The organism is Streptomyces sp. NPDC050534 (genome assembly GCF_044457745.1).
Taxonomy (GTDB): Bacteria; Actinomycetota; Actinomycetes; order Streptomycetales; family Streptomycetaceae; genus Streptomyces.
Map to the genome: position 1 here is coordinate 247,091 of NZ_JBITHF010000006.1, position 24,734 is coordinate 271,824.

Consider the following 24,734-nt stretch of genomic DNA (forward strand, 5'->3'; position numbering starts at 1 on the left):
GTGCCGCCGCCCCAGCAATGAGCGTCAGGTTTCTAACTCTCGATCTGTACAAAGCAGTTCCCCCAGTGTTTTGGTCTGAGCCGACCTCGTCGGCCGGGGGATCCTCACACAGTTGATCAGGGGCTCACAAGATCATCACTTCGCGGCTGCCGTCTTCGCGTTAGCGGCACACATGACTCATTACCTGCATATGACACTCTCATGGTGAACCTCGGGCAATTTGCCCCACTTCGCCGGGCGCCTCCGCGCGGGCCGAACAACCCTTGTGAAGTCCGCCACTTGGCTGGAATTGTGCGCACGGCGTCAGTAAGTGTTCCCCCGGTCCGCGCCCGCCCGACGTCGGGAGGCACACGGCCGGTGGCAGTGCAGTACCGCAGCGAAGTGTGTGTGGGTCGACGACGGATGGGATGGGAGCTGGGGATGGCGGTGGTTGTTGTGGTGTGCTTGCGCTCCGATCACCGCGAGCAGAGCACAAGCACTTCAGCGGCTACGAGTGGCGGGGTCGGTCGGTCCGCGTGAAGACGCCGGTGATCGTGTGCCCTGGGACGAGGTAGCGGTCGGTGTGAGGCAGTGACACTTCCACGAGACGTCCCTCGTACAGCATCCAAAGACCGAAGCAGTCGTCCTCTTCGTCCTGGATGAGCACCTGCACCGAGTACGGGTCGGGCCAGGGCAATGACTCCAGATGGGCCAGCAGCCAGTGCCAATTCAGTCGCATGAACTCCACGGCCCAAGCGTCGAACCAACTCCGCCCGGCGGTCTGTATGACCTTCAGTGACCGATCTCTGCAGAGCTACGGATCAGAAGGGGTGTCGCTCTCCGTGGGCGTCGAGAGCATCGGTGTAGCGCTGTAGCTTCGCCCCGAGTTCCTCCTGGAGGAGGCTTGCCGCTTGGCGGGCCTCCTCCAGATCGCCGACCGCGCAGAGTTCGACGAGTTCGGCTACGTCGGCGGAGAGGATCCTGAGGGTGTCGCCCTGGACCAGGACTCCAGGAAAGCGACGGCCAGGCAGGCGCACCACAGCGTCGTTGCCGGCATCAGTGAACAGCTCGGCTTCCACTCGTTCCATCGGGACCCCGTCTCAGTTTCCGTCTCATTCAGCTTGGTTCAGGACCGTTCGCAGCGGACCCGAGGCCGACGCCGGTAGCGCTCCCGGACAGCGGCGAACGCAGCTGAACGCCCCTGAGCGACGCCCACCATCCCACCACCACAGTTGGAAAGCGTGTTGGTACAAGGCTTGGAGGTGAGTGACAGGCGTAAAGCGTGTGCCGGCGCACGCCCCATGGTCGAGGATGCCGCCATGACCAGCGACCTGGTGGCGTTCCTCAAGGCGCGCCTGGACGAGGACGCCGACCTGGCTCGGCGCTGTGAAAGGGCCGGATTCTCCGCAGAATGGACCGCGCACGGTGCCGCAGTCGACTTCGGCCGAGGGGATCTCACCAGCTTCCCCACAGCGATCGCTCAGCACGTGGCCCTGCACGACCCCGTCCGCGTGCTGCGCGAAGTCGAGGCCAAGCAACGCGTGCTGAACCGGCACACGCTCAGTCCGGCCGAAGACGACCCCGAGCGACCTTAGGACGACCGCGACGACTGCCAGTTCGACGGCGACCTCTGGCCGTGCGACGACCTACTCGATCTTGCCTTCACCTACCAGGAGCACCCCGACTTTCCCGAGCGCTACAAGCCGAACCGGGTAACCGAGGAACGGAACGACCGCACCACAAGCGCACCGGATAATGCGGGGAACAGCGGGGAATCACGGTGAAGACAACCGAGCCCCTCGAAGCCGTACGTCCGCCGTTCACCCAGGTCAGCGCCAAGATCAGCCGAAAATGACCGCAGCTTCCCAAGCTGATGTCCTTGGACGCCCTACGGCACCTGGTCACAGGGTCCACCTCAGGGGGATGAGATGAGTTCTCTGACGATCACGTGGACGCTGTGCGATCACGGATGGGCCTTCGTCAAGGTCAGTGACGATCGAGGCGAGGCGGAGGCCATTGCTTCATACGTCACTGACGGACCCGAGCAATTCCTGTATGCCGTGGCCAGGCTGGTTTTGGGTGACGAAGACACACGCGCCGAGTTGGAGGGGGAACCTCAGGTGTACCGGTGGCTCTTCCACCGGGAGGGGTCCGCGGTCGATGTTCGCCTGGTCAGGGTCGACGACGACCGGGCGCCGGACAGCTCAGGGACGGTTCTTTGGTCAGGTCGCCACGCGGTTGCGGCACTCGCACGGTCGGCCGTCCGGGCCTTCGACCGGATCGACTACGAGCAGGGCGAGGAGGCCTACGCGTCTCAGTGGGGCCGGCCGTTCCCCCGAACCGAACTCGAAGGCCTGCGAACCGCGATGCGCAGGCACCTCAAAACCACAACGAGTCCTGACATCACCAAATGACATCAACGACAGCGGACATGGGCACCCCGGGACAGTCATGCACGAGACATCGACCCAAGGGCGAGCCCTCCAGACGACCGGGTTGATCGAACTCCTAAAGCGGGTGTCGCAGGTTCGAATCCTGCCGGGGGCACAGTGTCTGACCAGCGCGGCAGTATCCGCCCCAACGGGGCAGGCTTCCAGGTCCGGGTCTACGCCGGGCGTGACCCGCTCACGAAGAAGGACATCTACCTCCACGAGCAGGCCGACACGGAGGCCGAGGCCGAGAAGGCCCGCACGAAGCTCCTCCACCAGGTCGACGAGAACCGCCACCCCAAGACGCAGGTGACCATGTCGTTCCTGCTCGACCGGTGGCTCGGGGTCGCGGAGCTCGACGAGACGTCGTACGAGCGGGTCGAGGGCATCATCCGCAACTACCTCAAGCCCACGTTCGGCGACCTCAAGGCCGGCAAGTTGACCGCCGAGATGCTGGAGTTGTTCTACGCCCGCCTCCGGCAGTGCCAGGAACAGTGCGAAGGCCGGCGCAACGGCAAGACCGAACCCAAGACGAAGCGAAAGCACGTCTGCGAGCCGCTCGCCGCGAACTCCGTCCGCAAGATTCACTTCATCCTGCGCCCGGCTCTCAACCGCGGCCTGCGCTGGGGCTACGTGACGACGAACGTCGCGGCCCTCGCCGAACCTCCATCCCAACCCAAGCCGAACCCCGACCCGCCCACTCCCGAAGAGGCGGTCCTGGCTCTGAACACCGCCTGGCAGCGGGACTTGGACTGGGGAACGTTCCTGTTCATGACGATGGTCACCGGCTCACGCCGCGGCGAGATGTGTGCCCTGCGCTGGTCGGACATCAACCTCGACCGCCTCGAACTCTTCGTGAAGCACTCCAACAACGGTCGCAGAATCAAGGACACCAAGACCCACCAGCGCCGTAAGCAGGCCATCGACGTGATCACGCGTTCCGTCCTGGCCGCCCACCGAGCCCGCGCCGAGGAACGCCGCAAGGCGCTCGGCGGCGACTCGCCCGCGACGCCTTCGTGTTCTCCGGTGAAGCCGACAGTTCCGCCCCGCTCGTGCCGTCGAGCGTCAGCCAGCGTTACCGCCGCCTCGCGGAGGAACTGAAGGTTCACACCCACCGCTTGAAGGACCTGCGTGCGTACAACGTGACCGAGCTCCTGGGCGCGGGTGCCGACGTACGAACGGTCGCCGGCCGTGTTGGGCACGGCGGAGGAGGAGCGACAACCCTCAAGCACTACGCGGCTTTCCTGGCCACCTCCGACCGCCAGGCCGTCCACGCGGTCGTGGGTCCCATCGGCCGGACCATCAAGGTGGAAGCGGCTCCGCCGCGCGAGCTCGCTCCCTGGGAAGTGATCGCGAGGCATCTCGCGGACGCCATCAAGGACGGCACGATGCTCCCCGGCGAGGACGTGCCCACGGTCGGCGACGTCGCGCAGGCCTACGGTGTCTCGGTCGGTACCGCGCACCGAGCCTTCAACCAGCTGAAGATGGACGGCCTGGTGCAGCTGCGGACTTGTCCGCTTCGGCAGCGTGGCTGAACAGGTTCGTGAGCGCCGTTCCTGCCCAGGGGCGACCCATTTGCCGAATTTGGGCCTCGTAGCCGCGGGCCAGGGCGGCCATCAGTGGACCGTCACCGCTTTGAACCTCCGCGGCCCCGTTGCACAGACCTGCCCAGCAGAGTGACGCGCACCGAGCGGGACCCACATGAGCGCTTCGTCCCGGCGCCGTGGTGGAGCCGCTTCCCCGAGTTCGGTGAGCGTCCGCCGCGCTTCGTCGGGCTGTGCCCGTGTGATGTAGCACTTCACCAGGGCCCAGCGCGGGGGAGGTTGTGACCTGCGGAAACGCGAATCGCAGAGCGGTTGGCCCGGGAAATCGGGGCTGCCGTACCTCCCTGCTGTACAGCGGTACAGATCTACTCGGAGCTGTATCTGTGCCCGCCCCGCGAAAGGTCCCCCGAATGGGTTGCAGGAGGCGCGTTGGGCAGCGCCCAGAGCGTTTCCGAAGTCTTCAGCCGGGATAGTAAAAGCGGCTCTGCGGACGCGAAGCCCGAGCCCGCCCCCCTGGGCCCGAAACCTGCGTGAGCACGACCTACGCGCGCCCATGGTGACGTCATGAAAAGACCCCGGCAGGCCGAGCGCTTTCGCGTGTCGCGCAGTCGACTGCTGCTCTCGGCGGCCCGATCCTTGTTGGCCGTGATCCTGTCGGTGGTTGTCTATTATCTGGTGCCGCTGGACAAGGGGCTCGACATCGGTACGGCGATCGCCCTGACGGTAAGTCTCCTGCTTTTCGCCGGCGTGCTCGCCTGGCAGGTCCGGACCGTCACGAGATCCGACTATCCCCGGCTACGTGCCATCGAGACCCTGGCCACCGCCGGGCCGATCTTCCTGATCATCTTCGCGGCAGCGTACGTGCTCCTGTCCAAGAACCAAGCCGACTCGTTCCCGGAGACGTTGGGGCGCACCAATGCCTTGTACTTCACCGTCACCGTGTTCGCCACGGTCGGCTTCGGCGACATCACCCCGGTCACCACGACGGCACGGGTTCTGACCATGGTGCAGATGCTGGTCGACGTGATTCTGGTGGGAATGATCGCGCGGATCCTCCTCGGCGCTGTCCGGATCGCAGAAGACGCCCGGTCGGCCGACCACGGCGAGTCATCGGCCTCGGAAGACTCCGGTTGATCAAGGGCAACGCGTCGGAGTTACCCGCATGGGCGGCGTTGAAATGCCCGCGTGGGAACAGCGTGCCAGGCTCGGAACCATGCCGCTCGCATCAGGTGGCAGGGCATTCCAGGCTCGCAGAAAGCAGCCGGTGAGACCTCCGACGAGGTCCGCATCGCGAGGAGGCAATGCGCATGCCGGAGGCCAAGACGGGACCTGAGGCCGCGTCACCGCCGGACCCGCTGACACTCCTTCGGAGCCGCGCGTACCTGGTGCTTCTCGTGATGGCCGCGCTGATCGGCGTGCCGGTGTCCGCGGCGGCGTTCGGCTTCCTGGCACTGGTCGGCGAACTGCAGCCCAAGATCTACACGGATCTGCCCAAGTCACTCGGGTTCGACGGAACGCCACCGTGGTGGCCGCTGCCGCTGCTCGCCGTGGGGGGACTGCTTGCGGGACTGACGGTTCAGTACCTGCCGGGACACGGCGGCCATGAACCGACAGCCGGGTTCAAGGCCCGCGGCGCGCCCACACCCATCGAGCTGCCCGGCATCTTCTTCGCCGCCCTGGCGACGCTCGCTTCGCAGCTGTCCTCGGACCCGAGTCCCCTCTCCTGGCGCTCGGCGGCGGGCTTGCCGCCGGCGCCGTCCGCATGGTCAAGCGGGACCCCCCGGAGCAGGTGACCGCGGTGTTGGGCGCGGCGGGCAGCTTCGCGGCCGTCAGCTCGCTGCTGGGATCACCCCTGCTGGGAGCGTTCCTCCTGATGGAAGCCTCGGGGTTGGGTGGGCCGATGATGGCGCTGGTGTTGGTGCCCGGTCTGCTGGCTGCGGGCATCGGCGCACTCATCTTCGTCGGACTGGGATCCTGGACCGGGCTGGGCACCTACTCGCTGGCACTGCACGACGTCCCCAAGGCCACGACCCCGACCGCGGCGGAATTCGGCTGGGCTCTGGTCATCGGACTGTCAGCCGCAGTCGTGGGCGTGGGTATCCGATGGCTCGCCGTCCGGCTGAAGACGCACATCGAGAGGCGACGGGTGCCCGCCACGGTGGTCATGGGCCTGGTCGTGGCGGGGCTGGCGATCGGCTACGCGGAGGGCACCGACAAAGCAGCGACCGACGTGTTGTATTCGGGGCAGACGGCGCTGGACCCGCTCCTCACGCACAGCGCCGCCTATTCGGTCGGGGCGTTGTTGCTGCTGGTGCTGTGCAAGGGCCTGGCCTATTGCGCATCGCTCAGCAGTTTCAGGGGAGGCCCGATCTTTCCCGCGATGTTCGTGGGTCGGCGGGCGGCATCCTGTTCTCCCACGTGCCTGGGCTGACCCTGGTCGCGGGGTTCGCGATGGGTATCGGAGCGATGAGCGCCGCAATGCTGAGACTTCCGCTGGTCTCCGTCCTGCTCGCCACCCTGCTGATCGGCGCACAGGGGCTCACCGTCATGCCGCTGGTGATCGTCGCGGTCGTGGTCTCATACGTCGCGACGGCGAGGCTCACACCTCCTCCTGCCCCGGAGCCGGGGCAGGAACCGGAGCCCCGTAGGCAGTAGCCGTGAACTCGCCGAGAGACTCCCGCACGTCCGCTCGCTGCGAGCCTGGGGTGCCGGCCGGGTCGTCTGTGACAGGGCGAGGCGAAGCTTATGAACGGTCGGGGCCTGGACCCGGAAACCAGACCGCGGTGTGTATCGCCTCGCTGGTCGCCGCACCGGCTCGGTGCGTTCTCAACCTCGGCGCGAGGGATGCCAGGGATCCGATCAGCATGCGCACAGAACAGGCGCAGGCACCCACACGGCCATCGCTCCCGTCGGGCACCGCCCGCATCGCCGCGGCCGTGGGCAAGATCCGCGAGGCTGCTCGCCCTGCCCCGGACGGCAATAGCGATATGTGAAATCCAAATATGGGCGACCGGAGTCACCCATACCGGGTGGTGTATCCGCCCCGGAGCTGGCGCAGGCTGGAATCCGTAGCACTTAGGAGGATGCAATGAATGCCATGAATCTGGCCTACGACTATCCCCTGCTGGGCGCATTCTGGACAGTCGCGCTGATCACGCTGGGCGTCATCTGGCTGGTGCTTCTCTTCCGCGTCATAGGCGATATCTTCCGTGACCGTCACATGCACGGCCTGGCGAAGACGGCCTGGCTGTTCTGCGTGATCGTTGTTCCGTTCCTCGGCGTCTTCGTATACGTGATGGCACGGGGCGGGACCATGGCGGAGAACGAGATGAGCCGCGGACATCCGGAGACCGGGCGCTCCGCCCAGGCCCAGATGCAGAGCAGTGCCGACGCAGAGCAGAGCACCGCTGCCGAACTGAACGCGCTCTCGGATCTGCGGACTCGGGGCGACATATCGGTGGAGGAGTACGACCACGCCAGGGAGGAACTCCTGCATCACTGACGGCAAAAGGGCGTGCACCGACTGGACCGAGCGCGCCCTTTTCTTGCGAGGAGAGGGATTGCCGTGAGCACCGATTTCGACCATATGGGGCCGGTCGATTACCTGGTAGTGGAGTTTCCGGGTAGTCGCATGACGGGTGAGGGACTGCCGCTGTTGGTTGACCTCGTCGACCGGGGCATTATCCGGATCATCGACTTCATGTTCATCAAGAAGGAATCCGACGGGTCCGTCAAGGCTATGGAAATCTCCGATCTGGCCGTGCATGGAAAGCCCGATCTGACCGTTTTCGAAGGTGTCTCTTCAGGGCTGCTCGACATGGACGACCTCGAGGAGGCCGCCTCCGTCCTCTCGCCCGGCGACTCCGCAGGAGTACTGGTGTACGAGAACCTCTGGGCCGCGCCGTTCGCCGAGGCCCTCCGGCACGGGGGTGCGCAGCTGGTAGCCGGCGGCCGGATCCCGGTCCAGGCCGTCCTGGCGGCACTCGAAACCGTCGAGGAGGTCCCCACCTGAACGGCCGGCCCAAACCTGGGCTCCCTGCCGAGCCCGTGGCCGCTGGTCGGCTCATCTCCGCAGTCAGAAACCTCAAGGAGGGCAAGATGCCTGGTCTCATCCGTGGAGTCGCGCGGACCGCCGCAGTCGCCGGAACCGCGACTGTCGTCTCCAATCGCGTATCCCGACGTCAGCAGGGCCGCTGGGCCCAGCAGAGCAATCAGGAATCAGCGGCTGTCCAGCCGCCGGCCGAAGACACGTCCACCAAGATGGACAAGCTCAAAGAGCTCGGTGAGCTGAAGTCCCAAGGGGTCCTCACCGAATCTGAGTTCGAGAGCGAAAAGCGCAAGATCCTCGACTCCTGACAGAAAGGACGTCAAGGGGTGGCGGCCTGGCACGCGGCCACGGCAGCGCCCGATTGGTGATCACTTCCGATCAGCGGTTGAGTGGAAGGTGTCGCCCGATCACCCCGCCCGTCCTCCGCACCGCAGGCTGACGCCTTCCGGTGACCCGATGCTCGCCGTCAGGTTCGCCGTCCCGCCGGTGCCCAGGATTGTCGTGCACCGCCCTGCGCTGCTGGAGCGTCTGACGGCAGGGGCACGGGGACCGCTCACGCTCGTCAACGGCCCGGCCGGCGCGGGCAAGACGGTGCTCGCCGCCCAGTGGGTCACCGGGGGCATGGCGTCGCGTGCCACTGCATGGCTGGCCGCCGAGCCCGGTGACCCTCCCGGCGCCTTCTGGGCCTACGTCCTGGAAGCGTTCCACCGGCACGGAGTACTGCTGCCGATCGACGTGGGCAGCCCCACGCGCGCCGAGGGTGTGGACCAAGCACTCCTGGTGCGTCTCGCGGCAGCGTTGGCCGAGCGGCGGGAGCCTGTGGTCCTGGTGCTCGACCAGTTCGACGCGGTGCACGCACCCGAGATCGCCGAAGGGCTGCAGTTCGTGCTCCGGCACGCCTCGGACGGTCTGCGCCTCGTCCTCACCAGCCGGACGGATTCGCTGCTGCCGGTGTACCGCTACCGGGCAACGGGCGAGATCACCGAGATACGGCACGCTGACCTGAGGTTCACCGAAGAGGACGCCGACAGGCTCCTGCGCGAGCACGGCCTGGAACTCACGAAGGACGGCATCCGGCTGCTGGTCGAACGCACCGAGGGATGGGCGGCGGGCTTGCGCCTGTGCGCCCTGGCCATGCAGCACAGCGCCGATCCCCAGGCATTCGTCCGCGGGTTCGCCACCGACCGCACCACGATCGCCGGCTACCTGCTCAAAGAGGTACTCGACGCGCAGCCGCCACTCACCCAGGACCTGCTGCTCCGTGTCTCCATCACCGATCGCGTCCACCCCGGCCTGGCGGACGCGCTGACCGGCCGCGACGACGCCGAGAAAAGGCTGGCAGAGCTGGCCGGCGCCAACGCCTTCCTGGAACAGGTCGGCGAATCGGCCTGGTACCGGCTGCATCCTTTGTTCGCCGAGGTCCTGCAGGCGCATCTGCGCCAACGCCTGCCCGGCCTGGAGCCCCGGTTGAGGACACGGGCGGCGCACTGGCTCGCCGGGACCGGGCGACTGACCGAGGCCGTGGTGCAGGCCGCCGCCGCCGGTGACTGGCAGTTCGCCGCAGGGCAGTTGATCGACAACCTGGCGATCGGCCGGCTCTTCACCGGCTTGGAGACGCACCGGCTGCGCCGTGCGTTCGCCGCCATGCCGGCCGACCAGACCGGTGCCGCTCCGGCACTGGTCGAAGCGGCATGCCGACTGGCCGACCAGGACCTCGCCGGCTGCACAGCCGCACTGCGACGCGCGGACCCGTACGTGATCGACACTTCGGTACCGGCGCCGCGCCTCGGCCTTGCCTTCGTCCGGGTCCTGGCCGGGCGGCAGTCCGGCGACCTGGCGGCCACCGAGCAGGCGGCCGCCGACGCCGACCGTCTACTGCCCGAAATTCCCCCGCCCCTGATCGGTCGGCATCCCGAGATACGCGCCATGGCACTGGCCGCGCTCGGCTCGGCGGAACTCGGTGCCGGGCACCTGGACCGAGCAGCTTCCTCTCTCACCGCCGCCGCGGAGGCATGCGGGCAGCCGGGGATCGACCCCCCGCTCTGCGATGCGCTGGCGTCACTGGCCATGGCCGAGCTGTTGCGGGGACAGTTGCGGAAGGCGGAGGCGCACGCACACGGTTCGCTCGCCGCCGCCGACCGCTCCGCGCTTCCGCCGGAGCACCGGCCCGGCATCGATCACCTCGTCCTCGCGGGCGTCTCGGCCGAGCACGACGACCTCACGGCCGCTCGGACCCATCTCGACCGGGCGACCATGAGCGAACGACCGTTGCCGGAGCCCGTCGCGGCAGTTGAGGCCGCCGTCATCGGGGCCAGGCTGGCGACGGCCGAGGGCGACTGGGAGGGCGCGCTCGCCGCAGTCCAAGCCGCCGGCTCGGCCGCGGCGCCCCAGCACCGCTACGAGTGGGCGGTGGACGAGCTGACCATCGCCGAGTCCTCCGCTCACCTGGCGCACGGGGACGCGGCCGCGGCCCTGGACGTACTCGACGCCGTGAGCTCCGACCGGCCGGAGCACGCCGTGGCCCGGGCCCGCGCACTCCTGGCGGCGGGAGACAGCGACGGCGTGACGGAGTCCCTGGTCGGCCTGCCGGCCGATGAGACCGTCACGCCGTCGCTCCGGGCCCAGGCGTGCCTGATCCGGGCGCAGGTGGCCGCGACGGACGCTTCCACCGGCTCCACCGAGGAGGCGCACCGTCTCCTGCGGGAGGCACTCGGGCTCGCCCGGCCGGAGGAGCTGCGGCGTGTGTTCGTCGAGAGCGGTCCTTGGATACGCCGCATGCTTCGCCAGGACCCGCAACTGACGGGGGCGCACGGCTGGTTGCCCGCCCGGGTCCTGGGCTTCTCGCGAGCGGGGAGCCACGAGCAACTGCCCGTCGCGGCGTCGCTGAGCGAGCGCGAGAGAGAAGTGCTGGGCAAGGCGGCTCAGCTGCTGTCCACGGAGGAGATCGCGGCCGAGCTGCACATCTCCGCCAACACGGCCAAGACACATTTCAAGAGCATCTACCGCAAGCTCTCTGTCACCCGGCGCAGTGAGGCCGTCCGCCGGGCCCGGGACCTCGGAGTGCTGTGACCGGGCATCTATGCCCGGCAGCCCTGGGACGGTCGCCCGAACCGGGCGATGCGAGCGCGGCGTTCGAGCCCGAGGATGAGAGGGGAAGCCAGGCAGCCCTCGACACGCTGCTCCGCGAGAAGGGGGTGCTCACATGCGTTACGAGTTCCGCATCGCCGGTGTGGTGCCGGACGCACTCACCGAGACCTTTCCCGAGCTCGACACCATTCCGGCACCCGAGAACACCCGCTTCTTCGGCACAGTGACCGACGAGGCTCACCTCTACGGTCTGCTGATCCGCTTCCAGTCCTTGGGTCTGCGCGTGCTCGAGATGCGCGAGCTGCCCGGCTGAAAGCCCGACGACGGCCACCGGCCGCCGGCGCGTTCGGTCGGCTCGCGGTAGCGACCACCGGCCGCCAGCAGGGGCGCCCCGCCCGGTCTGCCCTATTAATAGTCCTTTTCGGGTGATGTCGGGCCGGTCGTCACGAGCGACAGTGCAGGTAGAGCGTCCACCGAAAACCTGAGGGTCGTACGCAACCGGTGAGACAGCGGAGGAGTCGAAATGTCGTCCAGGGGCAGTCAGATCAAGACCATCGAGACACAACGAGCCCCGGAGCAGCTCAAACAGATCGACTGGGCCATGCTCATCGGTCTGAACATGCTGCTGGGGGTGGTTGTCCACGCCTTTGCCGGTGCCTTGGCGATCGTCAAGGACGTCCTGCGAAAGGCGCCCGTAGAGCCGTCGGCGACAGGGTCTCCGCGAACCGAGTCGCCCGCAGAAGCGCAGGCCACATGGGGCAGCTGGCTCCTCCTGACAGGGCTGGTCATGACGCTGGGAGGGATCTTCCGCTTCGCGCGAGCCCTCGCGGACGGCTTCAAGAGCATTCTGCAGCAGGAGCGCAACGCCACATAGACCCGAAAGTTCGACGAGGAAACACTCATGACCAGTCATGTCACCAGAGCTCACTCGGGCGCCACCCCCCGAAGGACCACCAGTCTCGCGTTCGCGGCGATCATCGTCACCCGCGGGCGGGTCTCCTCATCGTGGCGGACTTCCTCTATCTGCGTTCTCGTGGCCATGGACGCCTTCGTCATCCGGGCGCTCCGCGTCGCACCTAGGCACTCCGATGCCGAGGCATGAGGGACCGGAGACGCGTTGTAAGTGGAGGCGCCCATCTCATTCGGCGGGGCCGGAGTAGCGCCTCCCGCTGTGACAGCGACCCGGGCGGTAGGCGCTCGACGTCAAAGGCAAGGCCCACGACCTCGGCGATCTCTGTGCCGACGGCGCGTGGTCCCGAGTATCGGAGCAGTCGATCCGTTCCTGACGGCCATGGCCAGCGCTCTGCCCGTCGCCCCCCACATCCTGGAGCATCCGCAATGAACGACAACCATCTCTCCAACGACGAGACACGGCACCTCACTCCGCAGGATCGGGTCGCCCGTGGCAAGGCCGCGCGGGCAGACGTACCCCGGTCCAGCCACGCCGAGTTCGTGCCTCCGCCGAAGCGCACGGACCCGGTGGAGATCATCGAGAAGCAGTCCGCGACGCGGGTGCCGGAACTCGTACCGATCCGCTACGGCAGGATGAGCGAGGCGCCGTTCCGCTTCTACCGCGGGGCCGCCTCCATCATGGCCGCGGACCTCGCGGAGACGCCGCGCAGCGGGTTCAGGGTGCAGTGCTGCGGTGATGCGCACCTGCTGAACTTCCGGTTGCTGGCCTCGCCGGAACGCCGCCTGATGTTCGACATCAACGACTTCGACGAGACGCTGCCCGGACCGTGGGAATGGGACGTCAAGCGGCTGTCGGCCAGCTTTGTCATCGCGGGCCGGGCGAACGGCTTCAGCGCCAAGGAGCGGGCATCGGTGGTCCAGGCAGCCGTGCAGTCCTACCGCGAGCGCATGCGTGCCTTCGCGGGGATGGGCAATCTCGACGTCTGGTACACCCGCTTCGACGCGGACGACCTGCAGCAGCAGTTCGCCCCGCTGCTGAGCGCCGGGGTGCGCGATCGCTGGGAGAAGACCCGGGAGCGGGCCCGTGCGCATGACACGCTGCAGGTCTTCGACAAGCTCACTCACTTCATCGACGGAAAGCGTCAGATCGCTCCCGATCCTCCGCTGCTGGTACGGCTCCAGGATCTGCTGCCGGACACCGAACGCGGCGAGCTGGAGAAGGAGCTCAGCCGGCTGATCGAGCGCTATGGCCAGACCCTGGAGACGGACCGCCGGTTCCTGCTGGGGAGCTATCGCTTCGCCGACGTGGCCCGCAAGGTGGTCGGTGTGGGCAGTGTGGGAACCCGCTGCTGGATCATCCTGCTGCTCGGCAAGGACGACGAGGATCCCCTGTTCCTCCAGGCCAAGGAAGCCGACGAGTCGGTTCTGGCGCCTTACGTCGGCAGCAGTACGTTCACCACCCAGGGCGAGCGCGTCGTCGCCGGCCAGCGGCTCATGCAGGCCACCAGCGACATCTTCCTGGGCTGGGAACACGTCCAGGGCATGGACGGCAAACAACGGGACTTCTACATACGCCAGTTGCGGGACTGGAAGGGAATCGCCGTGGCCGAGAACATGTCGCCGAAGAGGATGGCCCTGTTCGGCCGGCTGTGCGGTGCCACGCTGGCCCGCGCCCACGCCAGGTCCGGCGACAGGATCGCGATCGCCGCATACCTGGGCGGCGGCGACGCCTTCGACCGCGCGCTGGCGACGTTCGCCGAGCTGTACGCCGACCAGAACGAGAAAGACCACCAGGCCCTGGTCGACGCCATCCAAGCCGGACGGGTCCCGGCCGAAGCAGCCTGACGGCTGCAGGACCATACCTGGCTCGATTGTCTGCGGGAAGCGGTACACGCGCGGCCAATGGTGGGATCCGGACGCCGCCGGGGCGGTCGACTTCGCGGATCACACCACCGCATGGCTGCAGGATCGGAAGTCCGCCGACCGTACCCATCAGCGGAACGGGCAGCGGCCGAAATCATCCTTTCGCGGCCCATCGGGAGCGAGCTGGCGTCGTTAGGGCCGGGGACGCGCCAGCTTCGTATGCGGCTGCACCGGAGGGCCTCCGGGGGACCGCGTCAGAAGGCTCCCGGGTGACGTCGGCGAGCGTCCCTTGAATGCTTCAGCTTCTGCCTCCGCTTCTGCCATGTACTTCCGGCATCCGTCGTACCCAGGCGGCGCCCCACCCCGTCAGCGCCACCCGCAACCCGCCGTCTCGTGTTCCTCGGCGTCCTCGTGGGAGACGTTCATGTCCTGGTGGCGGGCGTGGTCGACCGCGTGGGGCAGGGCGGTGCGGATGACTTCGGGGAGGGGGCTGACGCCGGCGGGCCACTGGACCAGGCAGCGGGCGACCTCGCGGAGCTTGACGTTGGTGTGCTGGGAGATGTGCTTCAGCACTTCCCAGCCCTGGTCGGGGCGCAGGCCCGCCACGGTGATGACCACGCCGATCGCCTGGTCGACGAGGGCGTGGGAGTCCACCGCCTGACGAAGCTGCTCCACTTCCAGCTGCAGGGACGCCACGTCGTCCGCGTCCTCGTCTGCTCCGATCATGCTTCGAAGCCTCCGCGCCTCGGGGGCCCGGGCGACAGCCGTGTGGCGAACTCCCTGGCCGTACGCCGTTCAGAATGCGAAAAGCGCCTGATCAGCGCGTACATGCCTGCGCGGATGACGGGAATCAGACGGCTATGGAGAAGTTGACGTTCGAGAGCGACGACCTGGGCGTGACGGAGGATTTCCTCAGTCGCGCCTACGCCAGGATGCGCATCGGCAGCACCACGCCCGACGCCAGCCGCGCCCTCATCACCCGCACCGGCATCGACGCGGTGAGCATCGACGAGACCGACCTGTCCTTCGAGATGAGTTACTCGGTCACGCCGCTCGGCAAGATCTGCCTGTGCGTCATGCACGACGGCACCGTGCGCGATCACGGCTTCCAGGGGGTTCAGGACGACTTCGGCCCCGGCGACGTGGTGATGTTCGCGCCGCCCGACCGGCCGTACGCCGGGCGGATCTGCAACGCGCGCTACACCATCACGATGCTCGAGCCCGCCCTGCTGTCCCAGGTGGCCGGCGAGCGGGGCGAGCCGCCGGTCCGGCTGACCGGGCACCGGCCGCATACGACAGCGGTCGCGCAGCAGTTGGGCCGCACCATCGCCTATCTGCGGGACCAGGTGCTCGCCGACCCGGCGGTGGCCGACCAGCCGTTGGTGGCGTCCACCGCCGCGCAGCACCTGGCGGCCAGCGTCCTGTCCGCCTTCCCCAACACCGCGCTCCCCGACGACGCGGGTGCCGACGGGCGCGACGAGCGCGACGCACACCCGTTGATCCTGCGCCGCGCCCTCGCCTACATCGACGATCACGCCGACCAGCCGGTCACCGTGTCCGAGATCGCCGGGGCCGCGCATGTCACCACCCGGGCCCTGCAGTACGCGTTCCGGCGCCACCTGGACACCACCCCGCTCGCGCACCTCCGCCGGGTGCGGCTCGCGCAGGCGCACCGGGATCTGGTGGCGGGCGATCCCACCGCCGGGATCACTGTCACGGAGATCGCCGCCCGCTGGGGCTTTCACCACCCCGGCCGCTTCGCGTCCCTCTACCGCGGCACCTACCGCCGCGCTCCCCACCAGACGCTGAACGGCAGTTGAGCCGGCGTCTGCCCTCGGCCCCGCCCCGCCCGGCGCCTGTTGCGCGCACCGCGAGCCGTAGGATTTCACCCATGGTCATCGCTACCGTCCGCGAGTGGTACGACGAGGAGGGCTGGGGCGTGCTCGACTCGCCCGAGACGCCCGGGGGCTGCTTCGGCCACTTCGCCCACATCCAAATGACGGGGTTCCGCACTCTGTCTGCCGGGCAGCAGGTGGAGCTCGTCTGGGAGGCCCCGGGCTTCCAGCAGGACGGCTACGACTACCGCGCCCTGAGCATCGTCCCGCGGTCCGCCTGACGGCTACTCCCGGGCCGGCAGCGGTTCCGGCCGGCGGACCGGCGACGTCGTCGGGTCGCCGTGAATCGACGTTTATCCAGATGAGGCGACGGCGCCCGCGGTGGTGAGATGGCGCGATGAACGGTGATGCGGTCGTCGACCGCGGGCGGTATCCGGATGTCGTGACGCCCTGGGAGCGGGAGGAGTGGCGCGCCGCCGCCCTCGACTGGGTGAGCGACGTCCTCGACGCCCACGGGCTGCGCGAGACCGGGCCCCGGCGGGTGCGGCTGCGGCCCTGGTCGGTGCTGGTGCGGCTGTCGGTCGAAGGCGCCGGCCCCGTGTGGTTCAAGGCCGGCCCGCCCGCCGGCCGCTTCGAGGCAGGGCTCACCGAGGCGCTGTCCGAATGGGTTCCGGAGCATGTGCTGAAGCCGCTCGCCGTCGACGCCGGCCGGGGCTGGTCGCTGCTTCCCGACGGGGGGCCGCTGCTGGCGGACGTACTGAGGGACGGGCCGGACGGTCCCCGTACCTGGGAGGCGCTGCTGGGCCGGTACGCCTGCCTGCAGCGCTCCCTGCTGCCGTACGCCGGGAAGATCGAGGCCCTCGGGGTGCCCGGCGCCCGTACGGCCACGCTGCCGCGCGTCTTCGACCGGCTCGTGGCGGAGAACGGCGCGCTGACGGAGGCCGACCGTGCCGTGCTGAACGGACTGCGGCCCCGCGTCGCGGAGTGGTGCGAGGAGCTCGCCGGTCTCGGCATCGCTGACTCCCTCGACCACGCGGACGTGCACGCGGGGCAGGTCTTCGTGCCGAGCCCGGGGCGCTTCACCTTCTTCGACTGGGGGGACGCCGCCGTCTCGCACCCGTTCTGCAGTTTCGTGGTGCCCGCCGGGCACGCCGCCGAACGCTACGGCCCCGGCGTACTGCCCCGCCTGCGCGACGCCTATCTCGAACCCTGGACCGGCGGCGGCCGCACCGCCCGGGACCTCCGCCGCGCCCTCCGCCTGGCCTGGCGGCTCGGGGCGATCGGTCGGGCCGTCGCCTGGGGGCGGCTCTTCCCGGGAGCGGCGGACGCCACGGACCTGGCCGGCGACGCCCAGGCCGCCGGCTCGCTGCTGCGGCTCCGGGACGAGCCGGCCGTGTAGCCGAGGCGCCACCCGGCCAGGAGGGCATCAGCACGGACGACGTCTCGGTGAAGGCCGACGCCGCCGTGTACCTCACCTCCGGCGCCGCTACGACTCCTGCAGCGCCGGCGTCGGCCCGGGTTCAGGAGTCCGCCGGGCGGCAGCGGCCAGCGTCAGGGTCACCCCGAGCGACGCGAGCGCCATCACGGTCATCGCCGCGGCGGGCGAGGTGAGCCCGGCCACCGAGCCCGCCACGGCCGCGGCCACGCCTTGCATCGTCAGCATCCCGGACGAGTGCAACCCCAGGGCGTGGCCGCTCAGTTCGTCCGGGGTCAGCGCCATCAGCCGCTCCTGCTGGACGAGGCCGGCGCCGAAGCCGACGGAGGCCAGGGCCGCCGCGAGGGCGGCGACGGGCAGTGCCGGGTGCAGCACGAAGAACACGTACGGCGTGGCCAGCAGCAGGAGCAGCGGCGTGGCGAGCCGGGGCCGGAGCGCGGGTGGCACGAGGCGGCCCACCGTCACGTCACCGGCGAACATGCCCAGCGCCCCGCAGGCGAACAGCGTGCCCGCGGCGTGCGGGGCGTAGGGGACGTAGAGGGACTCGCAGCCGACGACCAGGCCGTTGGGCAGCCACAGGCCGAGGTAGGTGAGGCGGCGCGGGCGGGAGGACCACAGCAGGGAGTTGGTGCGCCAGGTCTCGGCGGCGGACGGGCGGCCGGAGGAGCGCGGTGGGCGGGCGGTCAGACCCAGGCGGATGCCGAGGGCCGAAGTGGCGTACAGCGCCGCCGAGATGAGCAGGCAGGTGCGCGCGGGCAGCACCGTCAGCAGGGCCCCGCCGGTCGCGAACCCGGTGATCTGCACGAGCCCGGAGAGCATGTTGAAGACCGAACGCCCCAGCAGATAGCCGTCCTTGGCCAGGATCTCGTTCAGCAGCCCCCAGCGCACCCCTCCGCCGAGCGACGCGACCAGCCCCAGCAGGAGGACGACGCCGAAGACGCCCGCGACGGGCAGTCCGGGCAGCGCGAGGAGTGCCGTACCGGCCGCGAAGGCGCAGCCGATGCCGGTCAGCGCCGCCCGCGGGGGCAGCCGGTCGGAGCCCGACAACAGGAAGGTGGCCCCGAGCACCTGCGCCAGCTGCGGCCCGAACATGCTCACCGCCGACAGCAGCGGGGACCCGGTGATCCCGTAGACCAGGGTGCCGAGCGCCAGACCGCCGATCGTCTGGGCCGCGCCCTGGGCGGCGGAGGCGAGGAAGAGCGGGGTGAACTCCGGTGTGCGGAACAGTTCTCGGTAGCTGCGCATGCCGGGAGTCTGGGCACCCGGAAACCCGGCCGATAATGTTTCGCGCACACGCGAAAGGTGCACGCCCGCGAAAGATGCACGCCCCGCGAAAGGTGAAGAGCCATGGGCTGGTGGCAGATCAGCGCCGACACCCTCGCCCGCAGCCGGTTCGTCCTCTCCCCGCTCGCGGAGACCTTCGCCTGCCTGAAGCTCCTGCACGCGGGCGTGGGCGCGCACCCGGGCGAACAGGCCTGGCTGCGGGATCACCTGCCCGGCTACCGGCGCCGCCTCGCGGCCGATCCGGTCGGCGCGGCGGTCGTGCGCGCGGGGCTGGGGCGGGAGTGGATCGCGGACTTCCTCACGCCCACGCCGAGGGACGGGGAGACCTTCGCGGAGGGGGCCGCCCGCGTCCGCGCGGCCCGCCCGGAGGAGGCCCGCGCGCATCTCCTCGTCTCCCTCGCCGGCGTGCCGCTCCCGGCGGAACTCGACCGGGAGGACCTGCCCGGGCGGGCGGCTGACCTGCTGGAGTTCGTGTGGGAGACGGCCGTGGGACCCGACTGGCCCCGGCGCAGGCGCATCCTCCAGGCCGACGTGACCGCCCGCACCGCGCAGTTCGGGCAGGGCGGCTGGGCGGCCGTGCTGGAGGGGCTGCGGCCGGGGCGGACGCGCTGGCTCGGCGAGAACCGGCTGCAGGTCAACCCGCAGGAGTATCCGCCGCGCGACCTCTCCGGCGCCGAGCTGGTCTTCGTGCCGGTCACCCCGCAGCGGCACGGCTGGGTGTCCTGGGAGGGGCACGAGCGGTACGCCGCCGTGTATCCGTGTGTGGGCGCCCTGGCCGGCGGCGCCCGGGACGTCGTGCCGGAGTCGCTCGGCGCCCTGCTCGGCCCCGCCCGCGCCGGCGTCCTCGTCCTGCTCGCCTCCCCCATGAGCACAACCCAGCTGACCGCCGTGACGCGTCAGGGCCTCGGCTCGGTGGGCCGGCATCTGAAGGTGCTGCTGGACGCGGGGCTGGTGGAGCGGCGACGGGCGGGCCGCTCGGTCCTCTATTCCCGTACGGCGGCGGGCGACGTCCTGACCGGGGCGCAGAACCGGCACGACACGTACCGGAGTTAGCATCCGCTCATGACGACTGCAGACAGCAACGGTGCCGCACCCCTCGACGTGGAGATCGGCGCCCTCCAGGGCGGCTCCGCCGGCCTCTCCCAGTACGCGGGCAAGGCCGTCCTCATCGTGAACGTGGCCTCCAAGTGCGGGCTGACCCCGCAGTACACCGGGCTCGAGCGCCTCCACGAGCGCTACGCCGGCCAGGGCTTCACGGTCCTCGGCGTGCCCTGCAACCAGTTCATGGGCCAGGAGCCCGGCAGCGCCGAGGAGATCGCCGAGTTCTGCTCGGCGACGTACGGCGTGAGCTTCCCCATGACCGAGAAGGTCGAGGTGAACGGCGAGGGCCGGCACCCGCTCTACGACCGCCTGAACGGCTTCGCCGACGCCGAGGGGCACACCGGCGACATCCGCTGGAACTTCGAGAAGTTCCTGATCGGACGGGACGGCAAGGTCGTCGCGCGCTTCTCCCCGCAGACCGAGCCGGAGGCGGCGGAGCTCGTGGCGGCGGTCGAGAGCGCCCTCGCCTGACGGCAGCGGCGAACCGGCCGGGGGCGCCGCGCGGTCACTTCAGCTCGTCGGGGCAGGGCGTGCCGCGCGGCAGCTGGTACGGCGCTCCCAGCCGGTACAGCCCCGCCTTCGGGGCCACCAGGATCGTCCACTTGTCCCCCTTGTCGTCCTCCTCCGTCTGCATCAGGCAGCCGTTGACGTTGTCGAAGGACTTGGGCATGCCGTCGGCGCGGTGCTTGGAGGCGGCCGTCTCCTTCGGCGGCTTGACGCCCTTGCCCTTGGCGTCGACCAGGCCGAGCCAGGGCGAGTAGGGGACCCGGATGAGGACGCGGCCGGGCTTCTTGACCTCGATGGTCAGCTCGCCCTGCTCCGCGCGGTCGACGATCGCGGGCGGATCGGCCAGCGGCACGGGGTCGGTGACCCGGAACAGCTGCCAGTTGGCGTCGCCCCAGATCTGCTTCAGATACGGCATGCCCCGCTGGACGAGCTCCCGCTCCCGCTCACCGCCGTCGCCGTCCGGCTCGCCCTTGGGCAGCACGACGTAGTGGACGGCCCAGCGCTGCAGCCACTCGTGGTAGTTCGCCGAGTTGAGCGTGTCGTCGTAGAAGAGGGGGTTGCGCTCCATGTCGGCCTGCCGGTTCCAGCCCCGCGCCAGATTGACGTACGGGGCGAGCGCGGAGGCCTCGCGGTGGGAGCGGGCCGGGACCACCTCGACGCGGCCCTTCTCGGCGCCGACGTCCTGCAGCTCGCTGACGAGCGGCGCCAGCTCGCGCGCCCAGGACGCGGCCGGGGTGGTGTGGACGACGTCGTCGACGGCCTTGAAGCCGATCCAGAAGGTGAAGCCGAGGAAGGCCAGCACGGCGACGTACCACTCCCGCGAACGCGGGATCTGGAACGGGAGCGCGGCCACCAGGACGACCCCCGCGAACAGCATCGCCAGGCGCGTGATGTTGGAGCCGATCTGCGAGCTGACCAGCCACACCGCGAGGACCGACAGGCCGTAGACCGCGGAGGTCAGACGGACGGTCGTCCAGTGCTTGGGGACGAGCGCGAAGATGACGATCGAGCACAGGAGCGGCAGGATCACCGAGCCGAACGTCATCGGCTGGGTGCCGGAGAAGGGGAACAGCCAGGCCGAGACGGCCACGACCGCGCTGGGCGCGATGCCCAGGGCCCAGGCTCCCGGACGCCGCTTCTGGAGGAAGAGGGCCACCGCGACCAGGCCCACGAACAGGCCGGCGACCGGGGACGACATCGTCGCCAGCGCGGCCAGGGGCGCGGCGCACAGGGCCTTCGCCCAGCGCTTGTAGCGCCACTTGTGCGGCCAGCAGAAGACGACGGCCACCGCGCCGAGCGCGAACATCGTGCCCAGCCCGAAGGTCACCCGGCCCGAGGCCGCGTTGCACAGGAACGCGAAGACGCCCGCGAGCGACGCCCACAGCGGGTTCTTCACCGACCGGCTGCGGATGAGGATCATCGTGAGCAGTCCGGCCGAGACGGTCCCCGCGATCATCATCGTCGTACGGACGCCGAGCACCGACATCAGATACGGCGACACCATGCTGTACGACACCGGGTGCATGCCGCCGTACCAGGCGAGGTTGTACGCGGAGTCCGGGTGCCGGCCGACGAACTCGGCCCAGGCGTCCTGCGCGGCCAGGTCGCCGCCGCTGTTCGCGGAGGTGAAGAACCAGACGATGTGCAAAATCCCGGCCAGGGCCGTGATCGACAGTACGGGGTGACGCAGCAGACGCTCACGCAGGGCGAGGACGGCGGCTCTCACGCGTGACGGAGCGCCCTCTGCGCCGCCCGTCGTACGGGCCGTGTCACGGCTGTCCGTACGGGGTTCGGGCACACGTATTCGCGAGCCGGTTCCCCGGCCCGGATCGGCGTCGTCGGCGCGTGTCGGCTCCGCAGTGGCCACCTGAAGGCACTCCCCGTGGTGTCCCGTCTTCTGTTCTGGGACGTATCCCGTTGCCCGCCCGTTCGCGGCAGCGTCCCCGGGGATTTCCCGGTCGCCTCCCGTGAGCGACGGCATGCCCCGTTTCGTGACGCTAGCACGCACCCCGCCGGGAGGCGCCCTGGTGGGCATCCCGACGGGGTGTGGAGGTCCCGTGACCGGATCAGGCGACGCGCTTCAGCTTCGCACCGAAGCCGGGCTCCGTGAGGTCCTTCTGCAGTGCGACCGGCACCTTGACCGCGCCGCTCGTGCCGTCGCCCACGGTGAGCGTGCCCACCTTGGTGCCGGCCTTCGCGGAGTGCGGTACGTCGTCGGCGTCGAAGGACAGCTTCACCTTCAGGCCCGCCCAGCCGACCGCCGGGACGTCCTTGGTGAGCACGATCGGGGTGTGGCCGCCGAGCTGGTCGTCCACGTATCCGACCACGTCGCCCTTCTTGAGGATCTTCTTCGAGGTCAGCGCGTCCTGGGCACCGATCATCGCGGTCTTGCTGACCGCGTTGACGGTGTCGATGATCGGCGCCGTGTGCTGGCCGAGGATCGCGCCGACGACGGTGACCGTCTCGCCGCCGACCTGCTTGGTGGCGGCGAACAGGAGGTTGCCGCCGGCCTTGGTGGTCGTGCCCGTCTTGATGCCGAGCGCGCCGTTGTAGGGGACCAGGGCGTTGTAGTTGCGCCACTTGTGGCCGGACGGGTCGACCCAGTTGGGCAGCTTGGTGATGTCCATCAGGGCCGGGATCTTCACCAGCTCGTTGCCGAGCTTCACCTGGTCCTCGGCGGTGGAGACGGTGGACTCCTTCAGACCGGAGGCGTCGGTGTACGTCGTGTTCTTCATCCCGAGGTCCTTGGCGGTGTCGTTCATCTTCTTGATGAACGCCGCCTCGGTGCCCGCGTCCCAACGGGCCAGCAGGCGCGCGATGTTGTTCGCGGAGGGGATCATGATGGCCGACAGGGCCTGCTTCTCGGTGAGCGTGTCGCCCTGCTTGACCGTGTTGAGGGTGGACTCGCCGTCCTTGTCGTAACCGCCCTCCTTCTCCGCCGTCGCGTCGACCGTGATCTTCGCGCCCTCCGAGCCCGACTTGAGCGGGTGGTCCTTGAGGACGATGTACGCGGTCATCGCCTTGGCGACGGAGCCGATGGCGACGGGGGTCTGCTTGCCGAAGTTCCCCATCGTGCCGATGCCGTTGACGTCCATCCAGCCCTGGCCCTCACTCGGCCACGGGAGGTCGGCCTTGCTGCCGTCGAAGGTGTAGGAGTCGTCGGCGGTCAGTGCGAGGGTGGGCGTGGGCAGCGGGCGCACGGCCTGCACGATCGCAAAGACGATCACCAGAAGCAGGACCAGCGGGGTCCAGATCTTGACCCGGCGGACGATCGTCCGGACCGGGGTCTGCGGGGGCGGAGGCGTGTTCGTCAGCTCGGCCAGCAGGTCCAGCGGCGGCTTCGGCGGCAGCGGCTGCTGAGCCGTGCGCTCGGGACCGACCTGCGGGATCGCGGCGGTGGCGTCCGCGGGCTTCTTCGCGGACGGATCGTCGAGGGGCTTGAGCGCGACGAACTTGCTGGTGCGCTCCGCCTCCGGCGTCTTGGCCGGCTTCGGCTTCGGCTCGGTCGGCTTGCTCGGCTCGTCCTGAGCCTTTTCGGGGGCCTTGGCCGCGCCGCCGAGCTTGAGCATCGTGGTGGGCTGATCGACCTGCGGCTTGGCCGGCCGCTTGAAGACGGCGGTCGGCTGATCCACGTGCTTGGCCCCGGCGGCTTTCCCGCCCTTGCCGTCGCCGTCCTCTACGGGAGCGTCCTCGGGGCTGTCGTCAACGGGGCTGTCGTCATCGGGTTCCGCGGAGTCGGCCGGAGCGGCGTCCTCGGGGGCCTCGGCTTCCTCGGCTTCCTCCGAAGAGTCACCCTCGCCCTCGGGAACAGCGTCCTCGACGACCTCGGCGTCGGCGTCGGCGTCATCGGCGGCGGTACCGGCGTCTCCGTCAGCCTCCGACTCCGACTCCGACTCCGCCGACTCGGTCTCCCCGTCCCCGTCGCCGTCCCCGTCGCCGGAGGCGTCCTCCGCGTCGTCCGACGTCTCGGAGTCCGCGGAATCGCCCGTTCCGGCGCCCTCAGACGCCTTCTCCGGGCCTGGCGCGTCCTCGGCGTCCTTGGAGTCGCCCGAGCGGACCCAGGCCGCCACAGCGGCGCGCAGGCGGGCGTCGCGCGACGCGTCGGGCGCGTCACTGTCCGTCGCTGCGTGCTCCTCGGGACCGTCAGCGGCGTCCGCGCCTTCAGCGGAAACGTCTCCGCCGTCCGCGGCACCCTTCCCGGACTCCTCGTCGGCCTCCGGCTCGGACTCCAGCTCCCGTACGGAGCCGGCCTCGGGCTTCAGGTCCCGTACGGAAAAGACCTTCGTCGCCGTGTCCACGCCGCCGGAAGCCCCGGCCTTTCCGGACGCCGGACCGCCGGAGGCCTCCGCGTCCCGGGCCACCGCCAGACGTGGATCGCGTGCTTCCGTGCGGGCTTCGGGAACCGGCCCCGTGCTCCCCGACGTCGCTTCTGCCGACGACTCGCGCTTCTTGGACCTGTCGGGGGACTCGCCCGCCACCGATGCCTCCTCCATGCCGCACGCTCGCCGTGCGCCTACCGAACCGTGAACCGCCGCCCGGACACCGGTCAAACGCGCTGTCCGAACCATGTACCAGTGTCCTGTGTGCGGGCTTAACCCCTGCGGTAGACGAGAACGACATACCTACCGGTTCCCTCACAAAGAGGTCACGCACCCTCGACAGACCAATGTGAGAGGGGTCACCCTGTCTTTCATCCACGCGGGGAGGCAT

At 69.4% G+C, this 24,734-nt stretch carries 23 protein-coding genes and 1 pseudogene; 18 read left to right on the forward strand and 6 right to left on the reverse strand.

Annotated features, from left to right (window positions below; all coding sequences use genetic code 11):
- Positions 1-487: 487 nt before the first annotated feature.
- Complete coding sequence (locus tag ACIBN2_RS21215; protein WP_399136152.1) at positions 488-727, reverse strand: hypothetical protein; 240 nt, start codon at positions 725-727, stop codon at positions 488-490.
- 73 nt (positions 728-800) lie between these two features.
- Positions 801-1,067 (reverse strand): DUF6959 family protein, encoded by a 267-nt coding sequence (locus ACIBN2_RS21220; protein WP_399136154.1) that lies wholly within the window; start codon positions 1,065-1,067, stop codon positions 801-803.
- A 231-nt stretch (positions 1,068-1,298) separates the two neighbouring features.
- Here ACIBN2_RS21220 and ACIBN2_RS21225 point away from each other — a divergent pair, with 231 nt between their 5' ends.
- The 13 genes and pseudogenes from ACIBN2_RS21225 to ACIBN2_RS21285 all read left to right on the forward strand — a co-directional run bounded on the left by ACIBN2_RS21225 (position 1,299) and on the right by ACIBN2_RS21285 (position 13,844).
- Positions 1,299-1,574 (forward strand): DUF6221 family protein, encoded by a 276-nt coding sequence (locus tag ACIBN2_RS21225; RefSeq protein ID WP_399136156.1) that lies wholly within the window; start codon positions 1,299-1,301, stop codon positions 1,572-1,574.
- A 333-nt stretch (positions 1,575-1,907) separates the two neighbouring features.
- On the forward strand, positions 1,908-2,393 hold the full coding sequence (locus tag ACIBN2_RS21230; RefSeq protein WP_399136157.1) for a hypothetical protein: 486 nt from the start codon (positions 1,908-1,910) through the stop codon (positions 2,391-2,393).
- Between the two features lie 135 nt (positions 2,394-2,528).
- Entirely contained in the window at positions 2,529-3,509 is a 981-nt protein-coding gene (locus ACIBN2_RS21235; RefSeq protein ID WP_399136159.1) for a hypothetical protein, read from the forward strand.
- A gap of 17 nt (positions 3,510-3,526) precedes the next feature.
- On the forward strand, positions 3,527-3,943 hold the full coding sequence (locus tag ACIBN2_RS21240) for a GntR family transcriptional regulator (protein ID WP_399136161.1): 417 nt from the start codon (positions 3,527-3,529) through the stop codon (positions 3,941-3,943).
- 573 nt (positions 3,944-4,516) lie between these two features.
- Positions 4,517-5,086: a potassium channel family protein gene (locus tag ACIBN2_RS21245; protein ID WP_399136163.1), complete on the forward strand. Its 570-nt coding sequence runs from the start codon at positions 4,517-4,519 to the stop codon at positions 5,084-5,086.
- Positions 5,087-5,259: 173 nt separating this feature from the next.
- Positions 5,260-6,607 (forward strand): annotated as a pseudogene (locus ACIBN2_RS21250) (chloride channel protein).
- Between the two features lie 442 nt (positions 6,608-7,049).
- Positions 7,050-7,454 carry an SHOCT domain-containing protein gene (locus ACIBN2_RS21255; protein ID WP_399136165.1) on the forward strand — a complete coding sequence of 135 codons (405 nt, stop codon included), beginning with the start codon at positions 7,050-7,052 and terminating at the stop codon, positions 7,452-7,454.
- Between the two features lie 84 nt (positions 7,455-7,538).
- On the forward strand, positions 7,539-7,964 hold the full coding sequence (locus ACIBN2_RS21260; RefSeq protein ID WP_399136688.1) for a DUF6325 family protein: 426 nt from the start codon (positions 7,539-7,541) through the stop codon (positions 7,962-7,964).
- A gap of 86 nt (positions 7,965-8,050) precedes the next feature.
- Positions 8,051-8,308 (forward strand): SHOCT domain-containing protein, encoded by a 258-nt coding sequence (locus ACIBN2_RS21265; RefSeq protein WP_399136167.1) that lies wholly within the window; start codon positions 8,051-8,053, stop codon positions 8,306-8,308.
- A gap of 148 nt (positions 8,309-8,456) precedes the next feature.
- The gene (locus tag ACIBN2_RS21270) at positions 8,457-11,069 is read left to right on the forward strand and encodes a LuxR C-terminal-related transcriptional regulator (protein WP_399136169.1); all 2,613 of its coding nucleotides are present in this window, start codon (positions 8,457-8,459) and stop codon (positions 11,067-11,069) included.
- Between the two features lie 133 nt (positions 11,070-11,202).
- Positions 11,203-11,400 carry a hypothetical protein gene (locus ACIBN2_RS21275; protein ID WP_399136170.1) on the forward strand — a complete coding sequence of 66 codons (198 nt, stop codon included), beginning with the start codon at positions 11,203-11,205 and terminating at the stop codon, positions 11,398-11,400.
- 210 nt (positions 11,401-11,610) lie between these two features.
- Positions 11,611-11,961: a hypothetical protein gene (locus tag ACIBN2_RS21280; RefSeq protein WP_399136172.1), complete on the forward strand. Its 351-nt coding sequence runs from the start codon at positions 11,611-11,613 to the stop codon at positions 11,959-11,961.
- Between the two features lie 464 nt (positions 11,962-12,425).
- On the forward strand, positions 12,426-13,844 hold the full coding sequence (locus ACIBN2_RS21285; RefSeq protein ID WP_399136174.1) for a DUF2252 domain-containing protein: 1,419 nt from the start codon (positions 12,426-12,428) through the stop codon (positions 13,842-13,844).
- A 384-nt stretch (positions 13,845-14,228) separates the two neighbouring features.
- On the opposite strand, the gene ACIBN2_RS21290 is transcribed toward ACIBN2_RS21285, so the two are convergent.
- On the reverse strand, positions 14,229-14,588 hold the full coding sequence (locus tag ACIBN2_RS21290) for an ANTAR domain-containing protein (protein ID WP_399136176.1): 360 nt from the start codon (positions 14,586-14,588) through the stop codon (positions 14,229-14,231).
- Positions 14,589-14,722: 134 nt separating this feature from the next.
- On the opposite strand from ACIBN2_RS21290, the gene ACIBN2_RS21295 reads away from it, so the two are divergent.
- The 3 genes from ACIBN2_RS21295 (at position 14,723) to ACIBN2_RS21305 (ending at position 17,096) form a co-directional block, all read left to right on the forward strand.
- On the forward strand, positions 14,723-15,682 hold the full coding sequence (locus ACIBN2_RS21295; protein WP_399136178.1) for a helix-turn-helix transcriptional regulator: 960 nt from the start codon (positions 14,723-14,725) through the stop codon (positions 15,680-15,682).
- Between the two features lie 71 nt (positions 15,683-15,753).
- Positions 15,754-15,978, forward strand: coding sequence for a cold shock domain-containing protein (locus ACIBN2_RS21300; protein WP_399136180.1), 225 nt, complete (start codon positions 15,754-15,756; stop codon positions 15,976-15,978).
- Between the two features lie 116 nt (positions 15,979-16,094).
- Positions 16,095-17,096: a phosphotransferase gene (locus ACIBN2_RS21305; protein ID WP_399136182.1), complete on the forward strand. Its 1,002-nt coding sequence runs from the start codon at positions 16,095-16,097 to the stop codon at positions 17,094-17,096.
- Between the two features lie 87 nt (positions 17,097-17,183).
- Here the strand turns inward: ACIBN2_RS21305 and ACIBN2_RS21310 are convergent, their stop codons facing one another.
- Positions 17,184-18,377: an MFS transporter gene (locus ACIBN2_RS21310; RefSeq protein WP_399136184.1), complete on the reverse strand. Its 1,194-nt coding sequence runs from the start codon at positions 18,375-18,377 to the stop codon at positions 17,184-17,186.
- Positions 18,378-18,479: 102 nt separating this feature from the next.
- On the opposite strand from ACIBN2_RS21310, the gene ACIBN2_RS21315 reads away from it, so the two are divergent.
- Entirely contained in the window at positions 18,480-19,469 is a 990-nt protein-coding gene (locus tag ACIBN2_RS21315) for an ArsR family transcriptional regulator (protein ID WP_399136185.1), read from the forward strand.
- Between the two features lie 9 nt (positions 19,470-19,478).
- Complete coding sequence (locus tag ACIBN2_RS21320; protein WP_399136187.1) at positions 19,479-19,988, forward strand: glutathione peroxidase; 510 nt, start codon at positions 19,479-19,481, stop codon at positions 19,986-19,988.
- A 34-nt stretch (positions 19,989-20,022) separates the two neighbouring features.
- Here the strand turns inward: ACIBN2_RS21320 and ACIBN2_RS21325 are convergent, their stop codons facing one another.
- Together ACIBN2_RS21325 and ACIBN2_RS21330 are read right to left on the reverse strand one after the other, a co-directional pair.
- On the reverse strand, positions 20,023-21,891 hold the full coding sequence (locus ACIBN2_RS21325) for an MFS transporter (protein WP_399136189.1): 1,869 nt from the start codon (positions 21,889-21,891) through the stop codon (positions 20,023-20,025).
- Between the two features lie 199 nt (positions 21,892-22,090).
- Entirely contained in the window at positions 22,091-24,502 is a 2,412-nt protein-coding gene (locus ACIBN2_RS21330; protein ID WP_399136190.1) for a D-alanyl-D-alanine carboxypeptidase, read from the reverse strand.
- Between the last annotated feature and the right edge of the window lie 232 nt (positions 24,503-24,734).

Excerpts from the sequence above, each read along its gene's own strand:
- ACIBN2_RS21220 (WP_399136154.1), bottom strand. The coding sequence starts at position 1,067 with ATGGAACGAGTGGAAGCCGAGCTGTTCACTGATGCCGGCAACGACGCT.
- ACIBN2_RS21225 (WP_399136156.1), top strand. The coding sequence starts at position 1,299 with ATGACCAGCGACCTGGTGGCGTTCCTCAAGGCGCGCCTGGACGAGGAC.
- ACIBN2_RS21230 (WP_399136157.1), top strand. The coding sequence starts at position 1,908 with ATGAGTTCTCTGACGATCACGTGGACGCTGTGCGATCACGGATGGGCC.
- ACIBN2_RS21245 (WP_399136163.1), top strand. The coding sequence starts at position 4,517 with ATGAAAAGACCCCGGCAGGCCGAGCGCTTTCGCGTGTCGCGCAGTCGA.
- ACIBN2_RS21255 (WP_399136165.1), top strand. The coding sequence starts at position 7,050 with ATGAATCTGGCCTACGACTATCCCCTGCTGGGCGCATTCTGGACAGTC.
- ACIBN2_RS21260 (WP_399136688.1), top strand. The coding sequence starts at position 7,539 with ATGGGGCCGGTCGATTACCTGGTAGTGGAGTTTCCGGGTAGTCGCATG.
- ACIBN2_RS21265 (WP_399136167.1), top strand. The coding sequence starts at position 8,051 with ATGCCTGGTCTCATCCGTGGAGTCGCGCGGACCGCCGCAGTCGCCGGA.
- ACIBN2_RS21270 (WP_399136169.1), top strand. The coding sequence starts at position 8,457 with ATGCTCGCCGTCAGGTTCGCCGTCCCGCCGGTGCCCAGGATTGTCGTG.
- ACIBN2_RS21275 (WP_399136170.1), top strand. The coding sequence starts at position 11,203 with ATGCGTTACGAGTTCCGCATCGCCGGTGTGGTGCCGGACGCACTCACC.
- ACIBN2_RS21280 (WP_399136172.1), top strand. The coding sequence starts at position 11,611 with ATGTCGTCCAGGGGCAGTCAGATCAAGACCATCGAGACACAACGAGCC.
- ACIBN2_RS21285 (WP_399136174.1), top strand. The coding sequence starts at position 12,426 with ATGAACGACAACCATCTCTCCAACGACGAGACACGGCACCTCACTCCG.
- ACIBN2_RS21290 (WP_399136176.1), bottom strand. The coding sequence starts at position 14,588 with ATGATCGGAGCAGACGAGGACGCGGACGACGTGGCGTCCCTGCAGCTG.
- ACIBN2_RS21295 (WP_399136178.1), top strand. The coding sequence starts at position 14,723 with ATGGAGAAGTTGACGTTCGAGAGCGACGACCTGGGCGTGACGGAGGAT.
- ACIBN2_RS21300 (WP_399136180.1), top strand. The coding sequence starts at position 15,754 with ATGGTCATCGCTACCGTCCGCGAGTGGTACGACGAGGAGGGCTGGGGC.
- ACIBN2_RS21305 (WP_399136182.1), top strand. The coding sequence starts at position 16,095 with ATGAACGGTGATGCGGTCGTCGACCGCGGGCGGTATCCGGATGTCGTG.
- ACIBN2_RS21310 (WP_399136184.1), bottom strand. The coding sequence starts at position 18,377 with ATGCGCAGCTACCGAGAACTGTTCCGCACACCGGAGTTCACCCCGCTC.
- ACIBN2_RS21315 (WP_399136185.1), top strand. The coding sequence starts at position 18,480 with ATGGGCTGGTGGCAGATCAGCGCCGACACCCTCGCCCGCAGCCGGTTC.
- ACIBN2_RS21320 (WP_399136187.1), top strand. The coding sequence starts at position 19,479 with ATGACGACTGCAGACAGCAACGGTGCCGCACCCCTCGACGTGGAGATC.